General features: G+C 67.6%; 23 protein-coding genes. 16 read left to right on the forward strand and 7 right to left on the reverse strand.

The window, feature by feature from the left end; genetic code table 11:
* Positions 1-107: 107 nt before the first annotated feature.
* A complete protein-coding gene (locus G5V65_RS03445) occupies positions 108-398 on the reverse strand; it encodes a hypothetical protein (RefSeq protein ID WP_165047092.1) in 291 nt (96 codons plus the stop codon).
* On the reverse strand, positions 385-660 hold the full coding sequence (locus G5V65_RS03450) for a hypothetical protein (protein WP_165047094.1): 276 nt from the start codon (positions 658-660) through the stop codon (positions 385-387). Before G5V65_RS03450 ends, G5V65_RS03445 begins: the two co-directional genes overlap by 14 nt.
* A 371-nt stretch (positions 661-1,031) precedes the next feature.
* Here G5V65_RS03450 and G5V65_RS03455 point away from each other — a divergent pair, with 371 nt between their 5' ends.
* The 14 genes from G5V65_RS03455 to G5V65_RS03520 all read left to right on the forward strand — a co-directional run bounded on the left by G5V65_RS03455 (position 1,032) and on the right by G5V65_RS03520 (position 15,826).
* On the forward strand, positions 1,032-1,445 hold the full coding sequence (locus G5V65_RS03455) for a universal stress protein (RefSeq protein WP_165047096.1): 414 nt from the start codon (positions 1,032-1,034) through the stop codon (positions 1,443-1,445).
* A 217-nt stretch (positions 1,446-1,662) separates the two neighbouring features.
* Positions 1,663-2,829, forward strand: coding sequence for a peptidoglycan glycosyltransferase FtsW (locus tag G5V65_RS03460; protein ID WP_165047097.1), 1,167 nt, complete (start codon positions 1,663-1,665; stop codon positions 2,827-2,829).
* Positions 2,829-3,926 (forward strand): UDP-N-acetylglucosamine--N-acetylmuramyl-(pentapeptide) pyrophosphoryl-undecaprenol N-acetylglucosamine transferase, encoded by a 1,098-nt coding sequence (locus tag G5V65_RS03465; protein WP_165047099.1) that lies wholly within the window; start codon positions 2,829-2,831, stop codon positions 3,924-3,926. Before G5V65_RS03460 ends, G5V65_RS03465 begins: the two co-directional genes overlap by 1 nt.
* The gene (gene murC, locus G5V65_RS03470; RefSeq protein ID WP_165047101.1) at positions 3,923-5,347 is read left to right on the forward strand and encodes a UDP-N-acetylmuramate--L-alanine ligase; all 1,425 of its coding nucleotides are present in this window, start codon (positions 3,923-3,925) and stop codon (positions 5,345-5,347) included. Before G5V65_RS03465 ends, murC begins: the two co-directional genes overlap by 4 nt.
* Positions 5,344-5,601 (forward strand): DUF2484 family protein, encoded by a 258-nt coding sequence (locus G5V65_RS03475; protein ID WP_165047102.1) that lies wholly within the window; start codon positions 5,344-5,346, stop codon positions 5,599-5,601. The genes murC and G5V65_RS03475 overlap by 4 nt, the downstream gene beginning before the upstream one ends.
* A gap of 146 nt (positions 5,602-5,747) precedes the next feature.
* Complete coding sequence (murB, locus tag G5V65_RS03480) at positions 5,748-6,677, forward strand: UDP-N-acetylmuramate dehydrogenase (protein ID WP_165047104.1); 930 nt, start codon at positions 5,748-5,750, stop codon at positions 6,675-6,677.
* Between the two features lie 38 nt (positions 6,678-6,715).
* The gene (locus G5V65_RS03485; protein ID WP_165047105.1) at positions 6,716-7,636 is read left to right on the forward strand and encodes a D-alanine--D-alanine ligase; all 921 of its coding nucleotides are present in this window, start codon (positions 6,716-6,718) and stop codon (positions 7,634-7,636) included.
* Entirely contained in the window at positions 7,624-8,526 is a 903-nt protein-coding gene (locus G5V65_RS03490; protein WP_343162812.1) for a cell division protein FtsQ/DivIB, read from the forward strand. The genes G5V65_RS03485 and G5V65_RS03490 overlap by 13 nt, the downstream gene beginning before the upstream one ends.
* The gene (ftsA, locus tag G5V65_RS03495; RefSeq protein ID WP_165047106.1) at positions 8,523-9,857 is read left to right on the forward strand and encodes a cell division protein FtsA; all 1,335 of its coding nucleotides are present in this window, start codon (positions 8,523-8,525) and stop codon (positions 9,855-9,857) included. The genes G5V65_RS03490 and ftsA overlap by 4 nt, the downstream gene beginning before the upstream one ends.
* A 207-nt stretch (positions 9,858-10,064) precedes the next feature.
* Positions 10,065-11,708 carry a cell division protein FtsZ gene (gene ftsZ, locus G5V65_RS03500; RefSeq protein ID WP_165047107.1) on the forward strand — a complete coding sequence of 548 codons (1,644 nt, stop codon included), beginning with the start codon at positions 10,065-10,067 and terminating at the stop codon, positions 11,706-11,708.
* 237 nt (positions 11,709-11,945) lie between these two features.
* The gene (gene lpxC, locus G5V65_RS03505) at positions 11,946-12,866 is read left to right on the forward strand and encodes a UDP-3-O-acyl-N-acetylglucosamine deacetylase (protein ID WP_165047108.1); all 921 of its coding nucleotides are present in this window, start codon (positions 11,946-11,948) and stop codon (positions 12,864-12,866) included.
* A 122-nt stretch (positions 12,867-12,988) separates the two neighbouring features.
* Positions 12,989-13,837 carry an outer membrane protein assembly factor BamD gene (locus G5V65_RS03510; protein ID WP_165047109.1) on the forward strand — a complete coding sequence of 283 codons (849 nt, stop codon included), beginning with the start codon at positions 12,989-12,991 and terminating at the stop codon, positions 13,835-13,837.
* Positions 13,838-13,880: 43 nt separating this feature from the next.
* Positions 13,881-15,527: a DNA repair protein RecN gene (gene recN, locus G5V65_RS03515; protein WP_165047110.1), complete on the forward strand. Its 1,647-nt coding sequence runs from the start codon at positions 13,881-13,883 to the stop codon at positions 15,525-15,527.
* A 143-nt stretch (positions 15,528-15,670) separates the two neighbouring features.
* Entirely contained in the window at positions 15,671-15,826 is a 156-nt protein-coding gene (locus G5V65_RS03520) for a DUF3563 domain-containing protein (RefSeq protein ID WP_165047111.1), read from the forward strand.
* On the opposite strand, the gene G5V65_RS03525 is transcribed toward G5V65_RS03520, so the two are convergent.
* The 4 genes from G5V65_RS03525 to G5V65_RS03540 all read right to left on the reverse strand — a co-directional run bounded on the left by G5V65_RS03525 (position 15,823) and on the right by G5V65_RS03540 (position 17,981).
* The gene (locus tag G5V65_RS03525; protein WP_165047112.1) at positions 15,823-16,209 is read right to left on the reverse strand and encodes an SgcJ/EcaC family oxidoreductase; all 387 of its coding nucleotides are present in this window, start codon (positions 16,207-16,209) and stop codon (positions 15,823-15,825) included. The genes G5V65_RS03520 and G5V65_RS03525 overlap by 4 nt on opposite strands.
* Before the next feature lie 49 nt (positions 16,210-16,258).
* Positions 16,259-16,933 (reverse strand): DUF1638 domain-containing protein, encoded by a 675-nt coding sequence (locus tag G5V65_RS03530; protein ID WP_165047113.1) that lies wholly within the window; start codon positions 16,931-16,933, stop codon positions 16,259-16,261.
* Positions 16,924-17,082: a hypothetical protein gene (locus G5V65_RS03535; protein WP_165046835.1), complete on the reverse strand. Its 159-nt coding sequence runs from the start codon at positions 17,080-17,082 to the stop codon at positions 16,924-16,926. The genes G5V65_RS03530 and G5V65_RS03535 overlap by 10 nt, the downstream gene beginning before the upstream one ends.
* Positions 17,083-17,282: 200 nt before the next feature.
* Positions 17,283-17,981 (reverse strand): corrinoid protein, encoded by a 699-nt coding sequence (locus tag G5V65_RS03540; RefSeq protein WP_165047114.1) that lies wholly within the window; start codon positions 17,979-17,981, stop codon positions 17,283-17,285.
* A gap of 158 nt (positions 17,982-18,139) precedes the next feature.
* On the opposite strand from G5V65_RS03540, the gene G5V65_RS03545 reads away from it, so the two are divergent.
* Positions 18,140-19,234 carry a PA0069 family radical SAM protein gene (locus G5V65_RS03545; RefSeq protein WP_165047115.1) on the forward strand — a complete coding sequence of 365 codons (1,095 nt, stop codon included), beginning with the start codon at positions 18,140-18,142 and terminating at the stop codon, positions 19,232-19,234.
* Here G5V65_RS03545 and purD read toward each other — a convergent pair.
* Positions 19,231-20,493 carry a phosphoribosylamine--glycine ligase gene (purD, locus tag G5V65_RS03550; protein WP_165047117.1) on the reverse strand — a complete coding sequence of 421 codons (1,263 nt, stop codon included), beginning with the start codon at positions 20,491-20,493 and terminating at the stop codon, positions 19,231-19,233. The genes G5V65_RS03545 and purD overlap by 4 nt on opposite strands.
* Before the next feature lie 258 nt (positions 20,494-20,751).
* Between purD and xseA the strand changes: the two genes are divergently transcribed.
* Complete coding sequence (xseA, locus tag G5V65_RS03555; protein WP_165047118.1) at positions 20,752-22,314, forward strand: exodeoxyribonuclease VII large subunit; 1,563 nt, start codon at positions 20,752-20,754, stop codon at positions 22,312-22,314.
* Positions 22,315-22,348: the final 34 nt, after the last annotated feature.

A 22,348-nucleotide genomic window follows, 5' to 3' on the forward strand; every position in this document is an offset into this window, starting at 1 on the left:
CCTGGACTGACCATTGGTCGGGCCTGCTTTTGGCGGGGTGAGGCCGTGCGACCGAGGATCAACTTCGATCCGTGTTCACACCGGCGCCACGAGGCATAAGCCGCAGGTCAATTGCCTGACTTGTTCATCATGTCACCACCCGTCTTGGGAGCCCGCCTGCGGTACTTCTGTATCTCGAGAGCGTTTCTCTGCAGACCTGAAACCACCGCCTTCTTGACCGTAAGAAATGGCATGAGGAACATGTCTTTTGCATAGTCGAGCTCGTCTGCCACAACCCCCCGGAAAAAAAAGGTTCCGACGTCCTTCTTCGGCCCGTCGGCCTTTGCGTACCGTTTCGGCTTGGTCGGGGGTCTTGCGATCTTCTTGCCGTGTGCGACACGCTTTTTAATGCGGCTCATTCCGATCTCTCCAGACGGCTGCGATGAACTTGACGGTCGACATGAACGCGAGGAACGCAAATGCGATCCCATCTGCAATAAACAGACCATATTCCAGCGCAATCATGGTCTTGATGATCCAGCTTGGCACGACGTCGAAGGAGTCGATCCATTTCACGAACTTCCCGAGCGCCAGAGCAGCCAGCCCGACAACGATAAAGCCCAAGATACCGAAGACAATGTCCAAGATGAACCTGAGCACGAGTTCGGCGGACTTCCGCATAAAAACACACATGGGTTAAGGGCTGGTCAAGCTTTTGTGATAGTTGTGGTGCATTGATGTGTCAAAGGCCTTGATCGCATCGGTGCGTCGGGAACGTTGCCCACGGCATGGAACGCACCGCCCGCTTCTAGCCCTGTCGCGGCAGCGTGTTTGATCGTTGTGAGGCTCCGTTTCTATCGGTTTTGCCATCCTATTTCTGACGGCAAGAAGGTGTGCATGAAGAGAATTCGGGGAGGTTCTGCCGCGCGTCTTGTGACGATGGACATGGCGGCGCCTGGGTGTCGGTTCTGGCGGAACCGCCTGACCTGCATCAAGGCGGGGGGCGGCGGGATCGGATAGGCTGCCTGCATGGACAATCGGAGGATCGAGACATGTTCCAGAAAATCCTGTGCCCGGTGGACGGGACCGAACATGCGACGCTGGCGCTGGAGCGGGCTGTCGAACTGGCGGGCAAATACGGGGCCTCGCTCAGCATCTGCCTGATCAATGTGGCCCATGGCACCGGGCGCAGCCCGCGCATCAATCATTGGAGCGACGATCAGGTGGCCGGGATCCTTGGCGATGCCGAGGCGCTGGCGAAAAGCCTGGGCCATGCGGCGCCGAACATGGTGCAGCTGGTGGCGCGCGAGGTGGGGCCGTCGATCGTGCAATATGCCGAGACGGGGCATTATGACTGCATCGTGATGGGCACCGGCGACAAGCGCGGCCTGTCGCGGCTGATGCTGGGATCGGTCGCGGCGGATGTGTCGGGCCGGGCGCATTGTTCGGTGCTGGTCGCCCGCTGAAGGGCCGTGCGTGAGACGGGATCGGAACCGCCGCCTTCGGGCGGCGGTTTGCGTTCCTGCCCCCTTTCCGGCCCCGGTCCGGATGCCGTGCGGCGCGGCCGAATCGGCGGGGAATCGGCGGTGCTTTGCGCTGGCATGATTCGGAAACTTGGGCTAGAGTTTCCGACAAGCCCGGCGAAACGGGCATCGAGCAGTGCAGGCGACAGGCGTATCAACCATGACTGAGATGGTCTATGGCTCCATGCCCTCACGGGTGACGGAGCCTGTTCTTCCCCGCTGGTGGCGGACAATCGACAAGTGGTCGATGACCTGCATCATGGTGCTGTTCGGGATCGGGCTGCTTCTGGGCCTTGCCGCGAGCGTGCCGCTGGCAAGCCGGAACGGGCTGGAGCCTTTCTATTACGTGCAGCGGCAGGCCTTCTTTGGCGGCATCGCCATGGCGGTGATGCTGGGGATTTCGATGATGACGCCCGCGATGGTGCGGCGGGTGGGGGTGATGGGCTTTGCGCTGGCCTTTGTGGCGATCTGCCTGCTGCCTTTCATCGGCACGGATTTCGGCAAGGGCGCGGTGCGCTGGTTCAGTTTCGGCTTCGCCTCGGTCCAGCCGTCGGAATTCCTGAAGCCCGGCTTCATCATCGTGGTGGCCTGGCTGATGGCGGCGAGTTTCGATCTGAACGGGCCGCCCGGCAAGACAGCGAGTTTCGCCATCGCCATGGTGGTGGTGGGGCTTCTGGCGATGCAGCCCGATTTCGGGCAGGCGGCGCTGGTGCTGTTCGGCTGGGGTGTCGTCTATTTCGTGGCGGGCGCGCCGATGACGCTGATTGCCATCGTGGTGGGGCTGGTCGTGGTGGGCGGGTTCGCCGCCTATGAGAGCAGCGAGCATTTCGCGCGGCGGATCGACGGCTTCCTGACGCCCGATCTGGACCCGCGCACGCAGCTTGGCTATGCGACCAATGCCATCCAGGAGGGCGGGTTCTTCGGGGTGGGCGTGGGCGAGGGGCAGGTGAAATGGTCGCTGCCCGATGCGCATACCGATTTCATCATCGCGGTGGCGGCAGAGGAATACGGGCTGATCCTCGTCCTTGTGATCATCGCGCTTTATACCACGGTGGTGGTGCGGTCGCTGATGCGGCTGACGAAGGAGCGGGATCCCTTCATCCGGCTGGCGGGGACGGGGCTGGCCTGCATCTTTGGCGTACAGGCGATGATCAACATGGGGGTGGCGGTGCGGCTGCTGCCCGCCAAGGGGATGACGCTGCCCTTTGTCAGCTATGGCGGGTCTTCGGTGATTGCCGCCGGGATCACGGCGGGCGCGCTGCTGGCGATGACGCGGATGCGGCCGCAGGGCAAGATGGGCGATATCTTCGGGCGGGGCGGGCGCTGATGGCGGGGCCGCTTCTCCTGATCGCGGCAGGGGGAACGGGGGGGCACATGTTCCCCGCGCAGGCGCTGGCCGAGGCGATGGTGCGCCGGGGGTGGCGGGTGAAGCTGTCCACCGATGCGCGCGGCGCGCGCTATGCGGGCGGGTTTCCCCATGTGGTGCAGGTGGAAGAGGTGGCTTCGGCCACCTTTGCGCGTGGTGGCGCGCTGGCCAGGCTGGCGGTGCCGTTCCGCATCGCGGGGGGCGTGCTGTCGGCGGTTCTGGGGATGCTGCGGGACCGGCCTGCGGTGGTGGTGGGGTTTGGCGGCTATCCGACGATCCCGGCTTTGTCCGCCGCATGGGTGCTGCGGCGGCCCCGGATGATCCATGAGCAGAACGGGGTTCTGGGGCGGGTCAATCAGGTTTTCGCGCGCCGGGTGGACCGGGTTGCCTGCGGGACATGGCCCACGGCTTTGCCTGCGGGGGTGGAGGGGATCCATACCGGGAACCCCGTCCGCGCGGCGGTGCTGGAGCGGGCAGCGGCGGGGTATATTCCGCCCGGTGACTATCCGATGAGCCTTCTGGTGATCGGCGGGTCGCAGGGGGCGCGCATCCTTTCGGATGTGGTGCCTGCGGCGGTGGCGGCCCTGCCCGAGGGCATCCGGCGGTACCTGCGCGTGGCGCATCAGGCGCGGGAAGAAGACCTGCCGCGCGTCGTGGCCGCCTATGAGGCGGCGGGCATCATGGCCGAAGTGGAGCCGTTCTTTCGCGACATCCCGCGCAGGCTTTCGGAGGCGCAGTTGGTGATCAGCCGGTCGGGCGCCTCTTCCGTGGCGGATATCAGCGTGATCGGGCGGCCTGCGGTGCTGATCCCCTTTGCGGCGGCGACGGGGGACCATCAGACGGCCAATGCGCGCGGGCTGGTTGACGCGGGGGCAGCGGTTCTGATTGCGGAAAAGCTGCTTGACCCCGAAACGCTCTGCGCGCAGATGGGGGCCATTCTGGCCTCGCCCGACCGGGCGGTGGCCATGGCGCAGCATGCGCTGGGGCAGGGGCGCCCCGATGCGACCGAGCGGCTGGTGGCGCTGGTCGAGGAACTGGCGAAGGGAATTTCGACATGAACGCGGCGACGAAGCTTCCCATGGAGTTGGGCCCCATTCATTTCGTAGGGATGGGCGGGATCGGGATGTCGGGGATCGCCGAGGTCCTGATGACGCTGGGCTATCCGGTGCAGGGATCGGACAGCAAGGCATCGAAGATCACCGACCGGCTGGTATCGCTGGGGGCGCGGTTCTTCGAGGGGCAGAAGGCCGAGAATATCGGGGATGCGGCGGTGGTGGTGATTTCCTCGGCCATCAAGAAGGGGAACCCGGAGCTGGAAGAGGCGCGGCGGCGCAAGCTGCCGGTGGTGCGGCGGGCCGAGATGCTGGCCGAGCTGATGCGGCTGAAATCCAACATCGCGATTGCCGGGACGCATGGGAAGACGACCACCACGACGATGGTGGCGACGCTGCTGGACAAGGGCGGGTTCGACCCTACGGTGATCAATGGCGGGGTGATCCATGCCTATGGATCGAACGCGCGGGCCGGTGCGGGCGAGTGGATGGTGGTGGAGGCGGATGAGTCTGACGGCTCGTTCAACAAGCTGCCCGCGACGATTGCGATCGTCACGAATATCGACCCCGAACATATGGAGCATTGGGGGTCTTTCGACGCGCTGAGGAAGGGTTTCCTCGATTTCGTGTCGAACATTCCCTTCTACGGGCTGGCCGTCTGCTGCACGGATCATCCGGAGGTGCAGGCGCTGGTGGGCCGCGTCACGGATCGGCGGATCGTGACCTTCGGGTTCAACGCGCAGGCCGATGTGCGGGCGGTGAATCTGTCCTATCGGAATGGAAAGGCCCATTTCGACGTTCTCCTTCAGAATGAAGGGGAGGGCGCGATGATCGAGGGGTGCACGCTGCCGATGCCGGGGGATCACAATGTCTCCAACGCTCTGTCGGCGATTGCCGTGGCGCGGCATCTGGGGATGAAGAAGGACGAGATCCGCGAGGCTTTGGCCGGTTTTGGCGGGGTGAACCGGCGGTTCACCCGCGTGGGCGAGGTGGGGGGCGTCACCATCATCGACGATTACGGCCATCACCCGGTGGAGATTGCCGCCGTGCTGAAGGCGGCGCGGCAGGCTGTGGCGGGCACGCCCGGCGCGCGGATCATCGCGGTGCATCAGCCGCATCGCTATACGCGGCTGAGTAGCCTCTTCGAGGAGTTCTGCACCTGCTTCAACGAGGCGGATGTGGTGGCGATTGCCGATGTCTATGCGGCGGGCGAGGATCCCATTCCGGGGGCATCGCGCGATGACCTGATATCGGGGCTGATCGCGCATGGGCATCGTCATGCCCGGGGGATCACGGATGAGGTGGATCTGGCGCGGCTGGTGAAGGAACAGGCGCGGCCGGGGGATATGGTGGTCTGCCTTGGGGCGGGCACGATTTCGGCCTGGGCCAACGGGCTGCCCGCGCGGCTGATGGGGGCTGCGGCATGATCTGGGCGCTGGGGGCGGCGTTTCTCTGGCTGATCGTGGCGAATGTGATCGCCATGCTGCCGAGCCGGGACCAGCACTGGCGCTTTGCCTTTGCGCTGATCGCGGTGGGGATCCCGATCCTGGGCTGGGTGACCTGGATGGCCGGGCCGATCTGGGGGATGGTGATGCTGGCGGCGGGGGCGAGCGTGCTGCGCTGGCCGGTGATCTATCTGGTGCGCTGGCTGCGCCGGAAGGGCGCAGAGCCAGCGGAATAGGGGGGGTGCGGGGGGGCGCATGCCCCCCCGCCCTCGGCCGGGTCAGGGCGGGGGGGGCCAGTGGCCCCCCCCGCACCCCCCCGGTTCCCGGACATCCCGGCCTGGCGCGGCTTGCATTCGGGCGCAGGGCGCGGGTAGGAGACGGCATGGCACAGAACTATCCCATCCCCCGTGGCACCCTGACCGAAGCGCGCCCGCTGGCCGATCTGACATGGCTGCGCGTGGGCGGGCCTGCGGATGCCCTCTTCCAGCCTGCCGATGAGGCCGATCTTGCCGCCTTCCTGCGCGACCTCGACCCCGGGGTGACGGTCTTTCCCATGGGGGTGGGATCGAACCTGATCGTGCGCGACGGGGGCTTGCGCGCCGTGGTGATCCGGCTGGGGCGGGGGTTCAACGGGATTTCGGTCGAGGGGGACAGGGTCACGGCGGGGGCGGCGGCGCTGGATGCGCATGTGGCGCGGCGGGCGGCCGAGGCGGGGCTGGACCTGACCTTCCTGCGCACCATCCCCGGCAGCATCGGGGGCGCGGTGCGGATGAATGCGGGCTGCTATGGCAGCTATGTCGCCGATCACCTGCTGGAAGTGCGGGCGGTGACGCGGGCGGGGGATATGGTGACGATCCCGGCGGCGGACCTGCATCTGCGCTATCGGCAATCGACCCTGCCCGAGGGATGGGTGATCGTGGCGGCGGTGTTCCGCGCGGAGCGGGGCGCGCCTGAGGCGCTGGAGGCGCGGATGGCCGAGCAGATCGCCAAGCGCGATGCGAGCCAGCCGACGAAGGAGCGCAGCGCGGGGTCGACCTTCCGCAATCCGCTGGGGCGGTCTTCGACCGGGCGCTCGGATGACACGCATGAATTGAAGGCCTGGAAGGTGATCGACGAGGCCGGAATGCGCGGTGCGCGGCGGGGGGGCGCGCAGATGAGCGAGATGCATTCCAACTTCCTGATCAATGCGGGCGGGGCGACGGCCGCCGATCTGGAAGGATTGGGCGAAGAGGTGCGAAAAAGGGTTTTCCAACACAGCGGGATCACGCTAGAATGGGAAATCATGCGCGTCGGGGAACCGGCGGCGGAATAGATGAAAATCGGGCGCAAGACCCGGGGTTTGAGGCGTAAATGGCGGGCGGTTCGGGCAGAAGCGTCCCCCTTGTGGCGGTGTTGAAGGGTGGGCTTTCCGCAGAGCGGGAGGTCTCTCTGTCTACGGGGCGTGAATGCGCCAAGGCACTGCGTGAGGCGGGATATGAGGTTGTCGAGGTCGATTGCGGCCTCGATCTGGCTGCGCGCCTTGTCGAGATCTCTCCTGATGTCTGTTTCAACGCCCTGCATGGCCGCTGGGGCGAGGATGGCTGCGTGCAGGGGATGCTGGAATGGCTGCGCATTCCCTATACGCATTCGGGGGTGCTGGCCTCCGCGCTGGCAATGGACAAGCAGCGCGCGAAGGAGGCCTATCGCGCGGCGGGGCTGCCTTGCGTGGAAAGCGTCGTGGTGCCGCGCGAGGCGGTGGAGGCGGGGCATGTGCTGGCCGCGCCTTATGTCGTGAAGCCGGTGAACGAGGGGTCTTCGGTCGGCGTCTATATCGTGCATCCGGGGTCGAACGCGCCGCGGCTGGCGGCGGAGATGCCCGCGCAGGTGATGGTGGAGACCTATGCGCCGGGGCGCGAGATGACGGTGAGCGTGCTGGGGGACCGGGCGCTGTGCGTGACCGACATCATCACCGATGGCTGGTATGACTATGACGCGAAATACAAGCCCGGCGGCAGCCGCCATGAGCTGCCCGCGCGCATTCCGGCCGAGATCGAGGCGGCCTGCCTCGATTACGCGCTGCGGGCGCATCGGGCGCTGGGCTGCCGGGGGCTGAGCCGGACGGATTTCCGCTGGGACGAGGCGCGGGGGTTGGCGGGGCTGATCCTTTTGGAGACGAATACCCAGCCGGGGATGACGCCGACTTCCCTGAGCCCGGAGCAGGCGGCGCATGTGGGCCTGTCCTTTCCGGAGCTGTGCCGGTGGATCGTGGAGGATGCATCGTGCAATCGATAAGGCCCGAGCCGCGTGTCTATCATCGCCAGCCGCGCCGCGATCCGGCGCCGTCGCGCTGGGCTTACCGGATGCAGCGGCTGTGGCTGACACCGCAATTCCGGGTGCTGGCGCGGGTGGGGCTGCCGGTCTTTCTGCTGGCGGCGGCGGTGGGCCTGTTTGCGAGCGATGCGGATCGGCGCGCGGCCATCGCGGGGGCCTATGGCGATCTGAAGGAGGCCTTCCAGAGCCGCCCGGAATTCATGGTGGGTCTGGTCTCGGTCGAGGGGGCGTCGCCCGAACTGACCGACGCGATCCGCGACCGGATCGGGCTGAAGCTGCCCTTGTCGTCCTTTGACATCGACCTTGATGCCGTGCGGGCGCGGGTCGAGGGGCTGGATGCCGTGGCGCGGGCGGAATTGCGCGTGCGGTCGGGGGGCGTGTTGCAGGTGCTGATCACCGAGCGGATGCCGGTGCTGGTTTGGCGCATGGACGAGCGGCTGGAGATGCTGGACGAGGCGGGCCATCGCGTGGCGGGGCTGGCGGCGCGGACGGACCGGCCCGACCTGCCGCTGATCGCGGGCGAGGGTGCCGCGGCGGCGACGGGCGAGGCGCTGGAGATCTTTGCCGCGGCGCAGGCGATCCTGCCGCGGGTGCGGGGCCTGGTGCGGATGGGTGAGCGGCGCTGGGATCTGGTGCTGGACCGCAACCAGCGCGTGCTTTTGCCCGAGACGGGCGCGGTGGCGGCGGTGGAGCGGCTGATGGCGCTGGACAAGGCCGAGGACCTGCTGGCGCGGGATGTGCTGAGTGTGGATTTGAGAAACGAGAAGAGACCCGTGCTGCGGCTGGCGCCATTCGCGCTGAACGAGCATCGCAAGGCACAGGGCATTGATGTGAGCGGGAGCGAATTATGACGGGCCTTTACGAATCCCAGCGGGCGATGCGGCACATGCGGCGGGCGGCCATGCAGCGCGGCGTGGTGGCGGTGCTGGATGTGGGGACATCGAAGATCGCCTGTCTGATCCTGCGCTTTGACGGGCCGGAGCGGCTGCGCGAGGTGGATGGCGTGGGGCCGATGGCAGGGCAATCCTCGTTCCGGGTGATCGGGGCGGCGACGACGCGGTCGCGCGGTGTGAAATTCGGCGAGATCGCCGTGATGAACGAGACGGAGCGCGCGATCCGGACGGCGGTGCAGGCGGCGCAGAAGATGGCCAATGTGCGGGTGGATCATGTGATCGCCTGTTTCTCGGGCGCCGAGCCGCGCAGCTATGGGCTGGCGGGCGAGTGGGATCTGCAGGATTCGGTGGTGACCGAGCAGGATGTGGCGCGGGTGCTGGCGGCCTGCGATGTGCCCGACCTTGGGCCGGGGCGCGAGGTGCTGCATGCGCAGCCGGTGAATTTCGCGCTGGACCATCGCACGGGCCTTGGCGATCCGCGCGGGCAGATCGGCAACCGGCTGGCCTGTGACATGCATCTTCTGTCGGTTGACGGGGCGGTGGTGCAGAACCTGCTGTACTGCATCAAGCGCTGTGATCTGGAACTGGCCGGGATTGCCTCTTCCGCCTATGTGTCGGGCGTGTCGAGCCTGGTGGAGGACGAGCAGGAACTGGGGGCGGCCTGTGTGGACATGGGCGGCGGATCGACCGGCATCTCGATCTTCATGAAGAAGCACATGATCTATGCGGATTCGGTGCGTCTGGGCGGGGATCATGTGACGTCGGACATTTCCAAGGGGCTACAGATCCCGCTGGCCATGGCCGAGAAGATCAAGACCAAGCATGGCGGCATTCATGCCACCAGCATGGATGACCGCGAGATGATCGAGATCGGCGGGGAAAGCGGCGACTGGGAGAAGGACCGCCGCCAGATCAGCCGGACGGAACTGATCGGGATCATGCGGCCGCGGGTGGAAGAGATCCTGGAAGAGGCGCGGGTGCGGCTGGATGCGGCGGGGTTCGAATATCTGCCGAGCCAGCAGATCGTGCTGACGGGGGGCGCAAGCCAGATCCCGGGGCTGGATGGCCTCGCGGCGCGGATCCTGGGCCAGCAGGTGCGGCTGGGCCGTCCGCTGCGCGTGCAGGGCCTGCCGCAGGCCGCCACGGGCGCGGCCTTCGCCAGCGCGGTGGGGCTGTGCCTGTTCGCGGCGCATCCGCAGGACGAGTGGTGGGACTTCGAGATTCCGAGTGAGCGCTACCCGGCGCGTTCGTTGAAGAGGGCGTTCAAATGGTTCAAGGACAACTGGTAAACCCGAGATGCAGTGCTGACGGCGAAATCCCGCTTAAAGTTGCGGGCGCTGCCCCATATTTTGTGGCAGTTTTGCGTTTTTCGCGTGACCTGATGCGCCCTTGTGGATAGAATCGTGGATAAATTCGGATTCCTGCGCCCGGGACAGGCGCGACCAATGGCCGGACGGCAAAAGACGGCGGCTCAACGAACAGCAGGCGGAGTGGCGATGACCCTGAATCTCATGATGACCTCTCAGCAGGATGAGCTGAAGCCGCGGATCACCGTGTTCGGTGTGGGCGGGGCGGGTGGCAACGCCGTCAACAACATGATCGACAAGCAGCTTGAGGGCGTCGAGTTCGTGGTGGCCAATACCGATGCGCAGGCGCTGAAGCACAGCCGGGCGCATGCGCGGATCCAGATGGGCCTGAAGGTGACCGAGGGGCTGGGCGCGGGTGCGCGGCCGCAGGTCGGCGCGGCGGCGGCGGAAGAGACGATCGAGGAGATCGTCGACCACCTGGCGGGGGCGCATATGTGCTTCATCACGGCAGGGATGGGTGGCGGCACCGGCACCGGTGCGGCCCCGATCATCGCGCAGGCGGCGCGGGAGCTGGGCGTGCTGACGGTGGGCGTGGTCACCAAGCCCTTCCAGTTCGAAGGCTCCAAGCGGATGAAGCAGGCCGAAGAGGGGATCGAGTCCCTTCAGAAGGTTGTCGATACGCTGATCATCATCCCGAACCAGAACCTGTTCCGCCTGGCCAATGAGCGGACGACCTTCACCGAGGCCTTCGCCATGGCCGATGACGTGCTGTATCAGGGCGTGAAGGGTGTGACGGACCTGATGGTGCGGCCGGGGCTGATCAACCTCGACTTCGCCGACGTGCGCGCGGTGATGGACGAGATGGGCAAGGCCATGATGGGCACCGGCGAGGCGCAGGGCGATGACCGCGCGGTTCAGGCGGCCGAGAAGGCGATTGCCAACCCGCTGCTGGACGAGATCAGCCTGAACGGCGCCAAGGGCGTGCTGATCAACATCACCGGCGGCTATGACCTGACGCTGTTCGAACTGGACGAGGCGGCCAATATCATCCGCGAGAAGGTGGATCCGGAAGCGAACATCATCGTGGGGTCCACGCTGGACGAGACGATGGAAGGCGCGATCCGCGTGTCGGTCGTGGCCACGGGCATCGATGTGAGCAAGGCCGCCAAGCAGGAGGCCCCGGTGGCCCGCCGCAGCATGGCCGCGCCGTTGCAGCCCGCGCAGGAACCGCGCCGCGAGGTGCCGGTTTCGGTGCAGCATGTGGCCCCGGCCCCGATGCCGGCCCCCGCGCCCGCGCCGCAGCCCGAGCCCGTGATGCAGCAGCCGCAGGCCGCGCCGGAGCCTTCGCTGTTCGATCCGGCCCCGGCCTTCGAGCCTGCGCCCGAGCAGGACATGGCCGATGACCTGCCGCCCCCGGCCTATCGCCCGCAGCCCGCGCCGGTGCAGCAGGCCCGCCCGACCCCGCCGATGGATCAGGATGCCGCGGCCTTTGTCGCGCCGCGTCCGCGTGCGCCGGGAACCCCGACCCCGGAAGCGCTGGCCCGCCTTCAGGCGGCGGTGAGCAAGGCCCCGGGCGTCGCGGCGCAGGCGCCGCGCCCGATGGCCGCGCAGCCGCGCGTGCATGCCCCGGCCCCCAAGCCCGCCGAGGCCCAGCGTCCGCGCTTCGGGATCGGATCGCTGATCAACCGGATGGCGGGTGGCGGCCATGGCGAAAGCCAGGGCGCGGCGGTGCGCCAGCAGCCGCAGGTGCAGGGCTATGATGACGAGCCCGAACTGAGCGCGGATCAGGAACGGATCGAGATTCCGGCCTTCCTGCGGCGCCAGGCGAACTGACGGTTTACGATAAGCCTTGAAACAATTCGCGAAACCCGGCCGGATATGGCCGGGTTTTTCTTTTGAAAGCAATGGCTTGGCGAAATGCTGCCTTTGTCACACTCCGTCACAAAGAGTGAGTTGAGTTCGCAACTGCAGCAAATTAGCTAAGACTTCGCGAGACTGGCCCTGATCCTGGATGCGTTCGGGGCCGCGCCTGACGGGCAGACAAAGAAACGAGACCGGGATAAACGGACCTTGCAACGCACGCTGAAAACCGCTGTCACCTTTGACGGGCTTGGCCTTCATGGCGGCCAGCCTGTCCGGATGACCGTCCGCCCGGCCCCCGTGGGGCATGGGATCGTTTTCCTGCGGAGCGATGTCGCGCCGGATGTGGCGCGGGTTGCCGCGCGCTGGGATCTGGTGGTACCGTCGCGGCTTTGCACGCTGGTGGCCAATGGGCATGGCGTTTCGGTTTCCACCATCGAACATGTGATGGCCGCGCTTTCGGGCTGTGCCGTGCATAACGCGCTGATCGAGATCGACGGGCCGGAAGTGCCGATCCTGGACGGATCGGCGATGCCCTTCGTGGCGGGCTTCCTTGAGGCGGGGATCACCGGGCAGGATGCCGCCGTGAAGGCCATTCGCGTGCTGCGCCCCATCGAGGTGCGCGAGGGCGAGGCGATGGCGCGGCTGGATCCGGCCGAGAACCTTGAGATCGATTTCCGCATCGACTTTGCCGAAGCCGCGATCGGGCGGCAGGAAAAGACGATGAGCCTGGCCAACGGGGCCTTTGTGCGCGAATTGTCCGACAGCCGGACCTTCTGCCGCCAGTCGGATGTGGATGCGATGCGGGCCAATGGCCTGGCGCTGGGTGGCACGCTGGAGAATGCGGTGGTGTTCGACGGCGACCAGGTGCTGAGCCCGGGCGGCCTGCGCCACAGCGACGAGCCGGTGCGGCACAAGATGCTGGATGCGATGGGCGACCTGTTCCTTGCGGGCGCGCCGATTCTGGGGCGCTATACCGGCCTGCGCGCGGGCCATGCCCTGACCAACCGCCTGCTGCGCGCGCTGTTCGCCGCGCCGGATGCCTGGACCATGGTCGAGGTGGGCGAGCAGACGGGGTGCAAGCTGCCCGGCGTGGGCGTGCATGAGGCGGATTTGCCCCGCCGCGCCTGACGGATGCCGAAAGCGCGAAAGCCGTTTTGCGCCCCGGATTTTTCTGTGCTAGGACGACTGCAAGAAGACGGTCGCGGCGGTGCATTCGGCGCGCAGAAGGAATGACGTGGGGTAGGCGGAAGATGGCGGTCGTGAAATCGGGCGTGAAGTCGGGCGCGCGGTTCCTGGGCATGGCGGTGCTGGCCTCGGCGCTGGTTGCATGCGGTGGACAGCGTGAGCGGCCCCTTGATTCCTATACCGCCGAAGAGATCTTCAAGCAGGGCGAGCTGAAGCTGTCATCGGTGCGCCGCCCGGATGAGGCGATCCGCTATTTCCAGGAAGTGGAACGGCTGTATCCCTATTCCGAATTCGCCAAGCGCGCCCTGATCATGCAGGCCTATGCCTATCACAAGGCGAAGAAATACGAAGAGGCGCGGGCCGCGTCGCAGCGCTACCTTGATTTCTATCCGGGCGACGAGGACGCGCCCTATGCTCTCTACCTCATGGCGCTGAGCTATTATGACCAGATCGACGATGTGGGCCGCGACCAGGGCGTGACCTTCCAGGCGCTGACGGGGATGCGCGACGTGATCGAGCAATATCCCGACAGCGACTATGCGCGGTCGGCGATGCTGAAATTCGAACTGGCCTTCGATCATCTGGCGGCCAAGGAGATGGAGATCGGGCGCTATTACCTGAAGCGCGGCAATTACACGGCGGCGATCAACCGGTTCCGCTCTGTCGTGCAGGATTTCCAGACCACCACGCATACGGCCGAGGCGCTGCACCGGCTGGTGGAGGCCTATCTGGCGCTGGGCTTCACGCAAGAGGCGCAGACGGCCGGGGCGATCCTGGGCTACAACTATCAGTCGTCGCCCTTCTATGACGACAGCTTCCGCCTGCTGAAGGGCCGGGGTCTGAACCCCGAGGCGGTTGGCGACAGCTGGCTGCGGGCCGTCTATCGCCAGATGATCAAGGGCGAATGGTTGTAACCTTTGGGGGGGATGGGCGGCGCGCCCATCCTACGGCTGGCGCGTGCTGCGGACGCTGGACATTCGGGATGTGCTGATCATCGACCGGCTGGAGCTTGAGTTCCGGCCCGGGCTGAATGTGCTGACCGGCGAGACGGGGGCGGGCAAGTCGATCCTGCTGGATGCGCTGGGATTCGTGCTGGGCTGGCGGGGAAGGGCGGAACTGGTGCGGCAGGGGGCCGAGCAGGGCAGCGTGACGGCGGTGTTCGATCTGCCCGAGGGCCATGCGGGCCGGGCGGTGCTGGCCGAGGCGGGGATCGAGCCGGAGGATGGCGAGCTGATCCTGCGGCGCGTGAACAGCGTGGACGGGCGCAAGACGGCCTGGATCAACGATCGCCGGGTGTCGGGCGAGGTGTTGCGCGATCTGTCCGAGACGCTGGTGGAGTTGCATGGGCAGCATGATGACCGGGGGCTGTTGAACCCGCGGGGGCATCGGGCCTTGCTGGATGCCTTTGCGGGGCTGGACCTTGGGGCGGTGCGGGCGGCGTGGCGGGCGCAGGCGGTGGCGCGGGCGACCCTGGCCGAGGCAGAGGCGGCGCTGGCGGCGGCGCGGAAGGAAGAGGATTTCCTTCGCCATGCCGTGGCGGAGCTGGACAGGCTGAACCCCGAGCCGGGGGAAGAGGCGGTTCTGGATGCGCGGCGTCGGTTGATGCAGGGGGCGGAGAAGATCCGCACTGACATCGCGCGGGCGCATCAGGCGCTGTCCGATCAGGGGGCCGAAGGGATGATGCGCGATGCCGTCCGCTGGCTGGAGGGCGCGGCGGATCGGGCCGAGGGGCGGCTGGAGGGGGCGCTGGCGGCGCTGGACCGGGCGCTGATCGAGCTGGGCGAGGCGCAGCAGGGGGTGGAGGAGTGCCTGGCGGCGCTGGATTTCAACCCGGCCGAGCTGGAGGCGCTGGAGGAACGGCTGTTCGCGATCCGGGCGCTGGCGCGCAAGCATGGGGTGCTGGCGGATGATCTGGGCGGCTTTGCCGATGCCTTGCGGGCGCGGCTGGTGGCGCTGGACAGTGGCGAGGCGGGGATTGCCGCCAAGGCCAAGGCGGTGGTGCAGGCCGAGGCCGCCTATGCGGCCGAGGCCGCGCGCCTGACGGCGGCACGGCGGGCGGCGGCGGGGCGGCTGGATGCGGCGATGGCGGCGGAACTGGCGCCGTTGAAGATGGAACGCGCGGTCTTCGCGACCGAGGTCGCGGTGGGCGAGCCGGGGCCGGAGGGGGTGGATGCGGTAACCTTCACTGTGGCCACCAATCCGGGCGCGCCGTCGGGGCCGCTGAACCGGATCGCGTCGGGGGGCGAGTTGAGCCGGTTCCTGCTGGCGCTGAAGGTGTGCCTGACGGGCGATGCGCCGGGGCTGACGATGATCTTTGACGAGATCGACCGCGGCGTGGGCGGGGCCACGGCGGATGCCGTGGGGCGGCGGTTGAAGGCATTGGCCGAGGGGGGGCAGGTGCTGGTGGTGACCCATTCGCCGCAGGTGGCGGCGCTGGGGGCATCGCATTGGCGGGTGGAGAAGCGGGTGGCGGGGGATGTGACGCTGTCCACTGTGACGCCGCTTGATCCCGCGGCGCGGGTTGAGGAAGTGGCGCGGATGCTGGCGGGGGATACCGTCACCGAAGCCGCGCGCGAGGCGGCGCGGGCGCTGCTGCTGGCCTAGGCGGGCCGGGGCCGGGACTGCCGGTTATCCATGCGGTTTGTGGACGAGCGTTGCGCTGCGCGCATGGCGGCTTTGGCCTTCTGTCGGTTTAATGCTGCGCTGCGGCATCCTATCTTCCGGGCATCGGCAGAAGGAAAAAGACCATGTTTGAACGTGTCAGGAACATCATCCGCAGCTTTCATATCCCCACGACGGCAGAGCTGGAGCGGGAGTATCTGAACGGGGCCGCGAACCGCGTGGACCTGGAATTCCGTCAGCGGCAGATCGACCGCGGGATGTTCCGCCGGTTTGACGCCTAATCCGCAAGGACCGACAGTTGCGCGGCCAGCGCCTGCCAGCCCGCTTGCGTGGCGGCGAGGGTCGCGGTCAGCACCAGCGCACAGCGGGGCAGGTCTGCCCCGCTTTCGTTTTGCGCGCCGGTCACCACATAGCGCTGGGTGATCAGGGCGGCCCCGGGGCCTGGCGCGCGCAGGCGCAGCTTGCCCTTCACCAGCCGGGCCGTGCGGAAGACGCCCGCGAATTCGGCGGCGAGGGCCGCTTCGATGGCGGGGCGGCCTTCGGCATATTGGCCGGTGGGGGTGACGAGATCGGCATCTTCCCCCATCAGGGCGGCGATGGCGGCGGCATCCTGCGCCGAAAACGCCGTGGCGAAGGCGCGGGGGAAATCTTCGGGGGTCATCATCTGCCTGGGGGCCTGTCCTGCTTTGGCGGCAGGATAGGGGAGCGCCGCGTCAGGTGCCAGCGACACGGGCGAGGGCGGGGGCCAGATCGCCATAACCGGTCAATCTCCGCTCATAGGCGAGGTTGAGGCGGGCGGCGCAGTCGCGGGCGCGGGCATCCAGCGCGGGATCGTCGATCTGGGCCTGATAGACGAGCTTGGTGTAATTGCCGAAATACATGTCGCGCAATTCGGGGTGCCGGTCGAGGCCCATGGGCCGCCAGACGAAGGCATCGAACTGTCGGACGAGGAAATCGGTCAGGTAGAAGGCGGTGAATTCGTCCTCGGCCTTGGCCGCGAAGGCGGCGTTGCCTTCAAAAAACGAATAGCAATGCGGGCCTTCAACCATTTCGACGCCCAGTTCCTTGCACTTTTGCTGCAAGAGGCCGCCTGTGCCGCAATCGGCATAGACGATGAAGATACCGTCATAGGCGGCGCGGTGCTGGGCGACGGCGGCTTCGACGGCGGCGGGGATGCGGTCGGGCCAGAGATGCAGGTTGGCGGGCAGGCATTGCAGATCGAGATGGTCCCAGCCGTTCATCCGTTTCAGCGCGAGGATTTCATGGGCCAGCGCGCCGCAGGCGATGAGGAGGACGCGGCCCGGAGATGCGCCCTGCGCGCCGGGGGCGAGGCCCTGTTCGGTGAGGGTGGTGTCGTCGAGGGGGGGCGTGCCGTCGGTCAGCGCCATTGCCGCGCGCCAAGGATCAGGCTGCCGGCAAGCGCGGCAAGGCCGAGGGCCACGAGCGGCAGTTCGGCCCAGAGGGCCAGGCCGATGGTGGCCCCGGCGGCGAGGATCACGAAGGTGATGAGGGCAAGGAAATGGGTGAGCGGCATCATGGGCGGCATCCTTTCCCTTTCAAGATGGCCCTGTCGGGCGGGAAAGCCAAGGGCCTGTCGCGGAAGGGTGATCGGCGGGGGATGCGCGGTCCGTCCTTGGCGGGGGCGCGACCCCCTCCCCGACCCTCCCCCGCGGGCGGGGGAGGGGGAAGTGGGGTGTTCCCGTCCCGCCGTTGCGCGGGGGACGGGGGAAGGGCGCGTCAGGCGCCGATCTGGTTGTGCTTGCGTGCGACGAACTGCTTGGCGGTTTCCACCGCCACGGCGGCATCGCGGCAATAGGCATCGGCCCCGATGGCCTTGCCGAATTCCTCGTTCAGGGGCGCGCCGCCGACGAGGACGATGTAATCCTCGCGCAGGCCCTTTTCCTTCATCGTGTCGATCACGACCTTCATGTAGGGCATGGTGGTGGTGAGCAGCGCCGACATGCCGAGGATATCGGGCTTTTCAGCCTCGAGCGCCTCGAGGTATTTCTCGACCGAGTTGTTGATGCCGAGATCCAGCACTTCGAAGCCCGCGCCTTCCATCATCATGGCGACGAGGTTCTTGCCGATGTCGTGGATATCGCCCTTGACCGTGCCGATGACCATCTTGCCCATGCGCGGGGCGCCGGTTTCCACCAGAAGCGGCTTGAGGATATGCATACCGGCCTTCATGGCATTGGCGGCGAGCAGCACTTCGGGGACGAAGAGGATGCCATCGCGGAAGTCGGCGCCGACGATCGTCATGCCGGCGACGAGCGCCTTGGTCAGGACGTCATAGGGCGTCCAGCCGCGTTCGATGAGGATGTTGACGCCTTCCTCGATCTCTTCCTTGAGACCATCGTAAAGGTCGTCATGCATCTGAAGGACGAGTTCGTCGTCGGAAAGTTCGGAAAGGATGATCTCGTCTTCGTCGGCCATGGTGGCGTTCCCTTTGGGGTATGCGTTCCCAGCCTGCATGGGCCGAAAGCGGCATGTGGACTTTTCGGATTGCGACATGCCCCGGATGAAAGCCGACAGCAAGGGGTCGGCGGTGAATTATGGGTGGCGGATGTTCCCGTTATGTTCTATGCTGGGGCATGGATTGGCGCGGGGAACAAGGGGACGGGATCCTGCCGGGGCGGCGCCTGCGGGCGCGGGGGGCCCTGTCGAATGCGGCGGGGCGGTTCGAGGCGCATGGGGTGGAGGGGGTTGCCGATGGCTGGGAGCCGGTGGAGGCGCATCTGCTGCGGACCGAGGTGCGGGTGGAGCGGGCGCGGTCGGCGCTGAGTTTCAACCGATCACCCGATCTGCCCTTCGACCGGTCGGTCAACCCCTATCGGGGCTGCGAGCATGGCTGCATCTATTGTTTCGCCCGGCCCAGCCATGCCTTTCTGAACCTGTCGCCGGGGCTGGATTTCGAGACGCGGCTGATCGCGCGGCCGGGCATCGGGGCGGTGCTGGCGCGGGAGTTGCGGGCGAAGGGGTATCGGGTGGCACCGACTGCGATCGGGACGAATACCGACCCCTATCAGCCTTGCGAGGCGGAGTGGCGCGTGATGCGTGAGGTGGTGGAGGTTCTTGCGGGGTGCGATCATCCGCTGGCGATCACCACGAAGGGGACGTTGATCGAGCGGGATCTGGATTTGCTGGGGCCGATGGCGGCGAAGGGGCTGTTGCGGGTCGGGGTGTCGGTGACGACGCTGGAGGCGGGGCTGTCGCGGCGGATGGAGCCGCGCGCTGCGCTGCCCGCGCGGCGGCTGGAGGTGATCCGGCGGCTGACGGCGGCGGGGGTGCCGGTGCGGGTGATGGTGGCGCCGGTGGTCCCCGGTCTGACGGATCACGAGTTGGAGGGGATCCTGGCCGCGGCGCGGGAGGCGGGGGCGGTGGGGGCGAGCTGGATCATGCTGCGCCTGCCTTTGGAGGTGGCGGGTTTGTGGCGCGACTGGCTGGAGGTGGCGGAGCCGGGGCGCGCGGCCAAGGTCATGGCGCGGCTGCGCGAGGCGCGCGGAGGGAAGGAATACGATGCCGAGTGGGGCAAGCGGATGCGGGGCGAGGGGCTGTTCGCCGAATTGATCGGGCAGCGCTTCGCGAAGGCGGTGGCGCGGCTGGGGCTGGCGGAGGCCCTGCCCGCGCTGCGCTGCGATCTGTTCCGGCCCCCCGCGCGGGCGGGGGACCAGTTGAGCCTGTTCTAGAGGGCGCGCCAGCCGATATCGCGGCGGCAGAAGCCTTCGGGCCAGTCGATGGCATCGACCATGGCATAGGCGCGGGCCTGCGCCTCGGCCAGGGTTGCGCCGCGGGCGGTGACGTTGAGGACGCGGCCGCCGGTGGCGGCGATCTGGCCATCCCTTTCGGTGGTGCCGGCGTGGAAGACCATCTGGGACGAAGTTTCGGGGAGGGTGTCGAGGCCCTTGATGATGCTGCCCTTGCCGTAGCTGCCGGGGTAGCCTCTTGTCGCCATGACGACGGTGAGGGCGTGGTCATCGGCCCAGTTGACGCGGGCCTGGTCGAGGCGGCCCTCGGCGCAGGCGAGCAGGAGGTCGAGCGCCTGGGCGCCGAGGCGCATCATCAGCACCTGGCATTCGGGGTCGCCGAAGCGGGCGTTGTATTCGACAAGGCGGGCGCGGCCGTTCTCGATCATCAGGCCTGCATAGAGGACGCCCTGATAGGGCGTGCCGCGGCGGGCCATTTCGCGGATGGTGGGGAGGACGATGTCCTCCATCGCCTGCCGTGCGATGGCATCGGTCAGGACGGGGGCGGGGCTGTAGGCGCCCATGCCGCCAGTGTTGGGGCCGGTGTCGCCATCGCCCACGCGCTTGTGGTCCTGCGCGGTGCCGATGGGCAGGGCATGGGTGCCGTCGGTGAGGATGAAGAAGGAGGCTTCTTCGCCTGCCATGAATTCCTCGATCACCACTTCCGCGCCGGCCGCGCCGAATTCGCCGCCGAACATGTCGTCGATGGCGGCGAGGGCCTCGGCCTCGGTCATGGCGACGATGACGCCCTTGCCTGCGGCGAGGCCGTCGGCCTTGACCACGATGGGGGCGCCCCTGGCGGTGATATAGGCGCGGGCGGGGGGGGCTTCGGTGAAGCGCGCCCAGGCGGCGGTGGGGGCGGCGCAGGCGTCGCAGATGTCCTTGGTGAAGGATTTGGAGGCTTCGAGCCTGGCGGCTGCCGCCGAGGGGCCGAAGGTGAGGAAGCCTGCGGCGCGGGTGGCATCGGCCACGCCTGCGGCGAGGGGGGCCTCTGGCCCGACGATGACGAAGTCGATGGCGTTTTCCTCGCAGAAGGTGACGACGGTCTGGCCATCGAGGATGTCGATATCGGCGCATTCGGCGAGGAGCGCGATGCCCGCATTGCCGGGGGCGACGATGAGGCGGTCGGTCTTGGGGTTCTGCTTGACCGCCCAGGCGAGGGCATGTTCGCGCCCGCCGCTGCCGAGGATGAGGATGTTCATGGCGGATGCCCCCTGCGCTGGATGGGTGGGGCTATAGGGGGGGTGGGGGCGTGGTGCAAGGGGATGGGGCGGGAAGGCGAAATCTGACGCAGATTTCGCGACGATTTCTGCACGCAGAAATCGGGGGGAGAGGGCGCGCGGGGTGGGGGCGGAATTTGCGTCAAATTCCGCTGCGATTTGTGTGTCACAAATCGCCTTCCCGGTGCTTTCCCTTGCGGCTTTGGCGACCTAACATCGGGCACGATCACGGAGATGCAGATGGACCTGTTCGAAGACACCCCCAGCCCGCCGCAGGGCAACCAGCCGGAATATACCGTGTCGGAGCTTTCCGGCGCGGTGAAGCGGGTGATCGAGGGGGAATTCGGCCTTGTCCGCGTGCGGGGCGAGGTGGGGCGGGTGTCGCGGCCTGCGTCGGGGCATCTGTACTTCGACCTGAAGGATGACCGGTCCGTCATTGCGGCGATCAGCTGGAAGGGGCAGGTCGCGCGGATGCAGGTCCGGCCCGAGGAGGGGATGGAGGTTGTCGCCACGGGGCGGATGACCACCTTTCCTGGGCAGTCGAAATATCAGCTGATCGTCGAGGATGTGGCCCCTGCAGGGGCCGGTGCCCTGATGGCGATGCTGGAGAAGCGGCGGGCGGCGCTGGCGGCGGAGGGGCTGTTCGATGCGGATCGCAAGAAGGCAATTCCGTTCCTGCCGGGGGTGATCGGGGTTGTCACGTCTCCGAGCGGGGCGGTGATCCGGGATATCCTGCATCGCCTGCGCGACCGTTTTCCGCGCCATGTGCTGATCTGGCCTGTGGCTGTGCAGGGGCAGGCCTGCGCGCCGGAGGTGGCCGCCGCGATCCGGGGGTTCAACGCGATCGAGCCGGGGGGCGCGGTGCCGCGGCCGGACCTGATCATCGTGGCGCGGGGGGGCGGGTCGCTGGAGGATCTGTGGGGGTTCAACGAGGAGATCGTGGTGCGCGCGGCGGCGGCGTCGCGCATCCCGCTGATTTCCGCCGTGGGGCATGAGACGGATACGACGCTGATCGACTTTGCCGCCGACCGGCGCGCGCCGACGCCCACGGCGGCGGCCGAGATGGCGGTGCCGGTGCGGCTGGAATTGCTGGCGGCGGTGGATGGGTTCGGGGCGCGCGCCGTGCGGGCGGCGGTCAGCGGCGTGGGATTGCGCGGGCAGCGCCTGCGCGACCTCGCCCGCGCCCTGCCGCGACCCGAGGCGCTGGTGCAGGGGGCGGCGCAGCGGATGGACCTGTGGTCTGGCCGGCTGGGCGCGGGGCTGGGGATGGCCGCGGCGCGGAAGCGGCAGGTCTATGAGGCGCGGGCGGGGCTGGTGCGGCCCGAATTGCTGCTGGGGCTGGTGGCGCATCGGCGGCGCGATCTGGCGGAGCGGGCGGCGAAGGTCGCGGTGCTGGCGGAGCGGGCGGTCGAGCGCAAGGGCGCGCGGCTGGACGCGCTGGCGGGGCGGCTGCGCCCGTCGCTGGCGCGGATCGTGGGCGATGCCGCGCGGGATGTCAGGAAGGGGCGCGAGCGGCTGGACGCGCTGGCCGAGCGGCTGGAGGCGGTGCCGGCGGTGCGGTTCGCACAGGCGCGGCAGCGGATGGAGGCGCTGGACCGGACGCGGATGACGCTGGGCTATGCCGAGACGCTGAAGCGCGGTTTCGCCGTGGTGCGGGGCGATGGGGCGGTGGTCACGTCCAGGGCCGGGGCGGAGAAGGCGGCCGTGCTGGAGATCGAGTTCACGGATGGGCGCCTGGCGCTGGGCGGGCGGCCCAGGGCGCGCAAGGCGGGCGAGGGGCCGGAGCAGGGATCGCTCTTCTGAGTGGCGGGGCGGGCAAGGGGCCAAAAATCTTGGA

The sequence above is a fragment of the Paragemmobacter kunshanensis genome (genome assembly GCF_011059185.1).
Classification (GTDB): Bacteria; Pseudomonadota; Alphaproteobacteria; order Rhodobacterales; family Rhodobacteraceae; genus Paragemmobacter; species Paragemmobacter kunshanensis.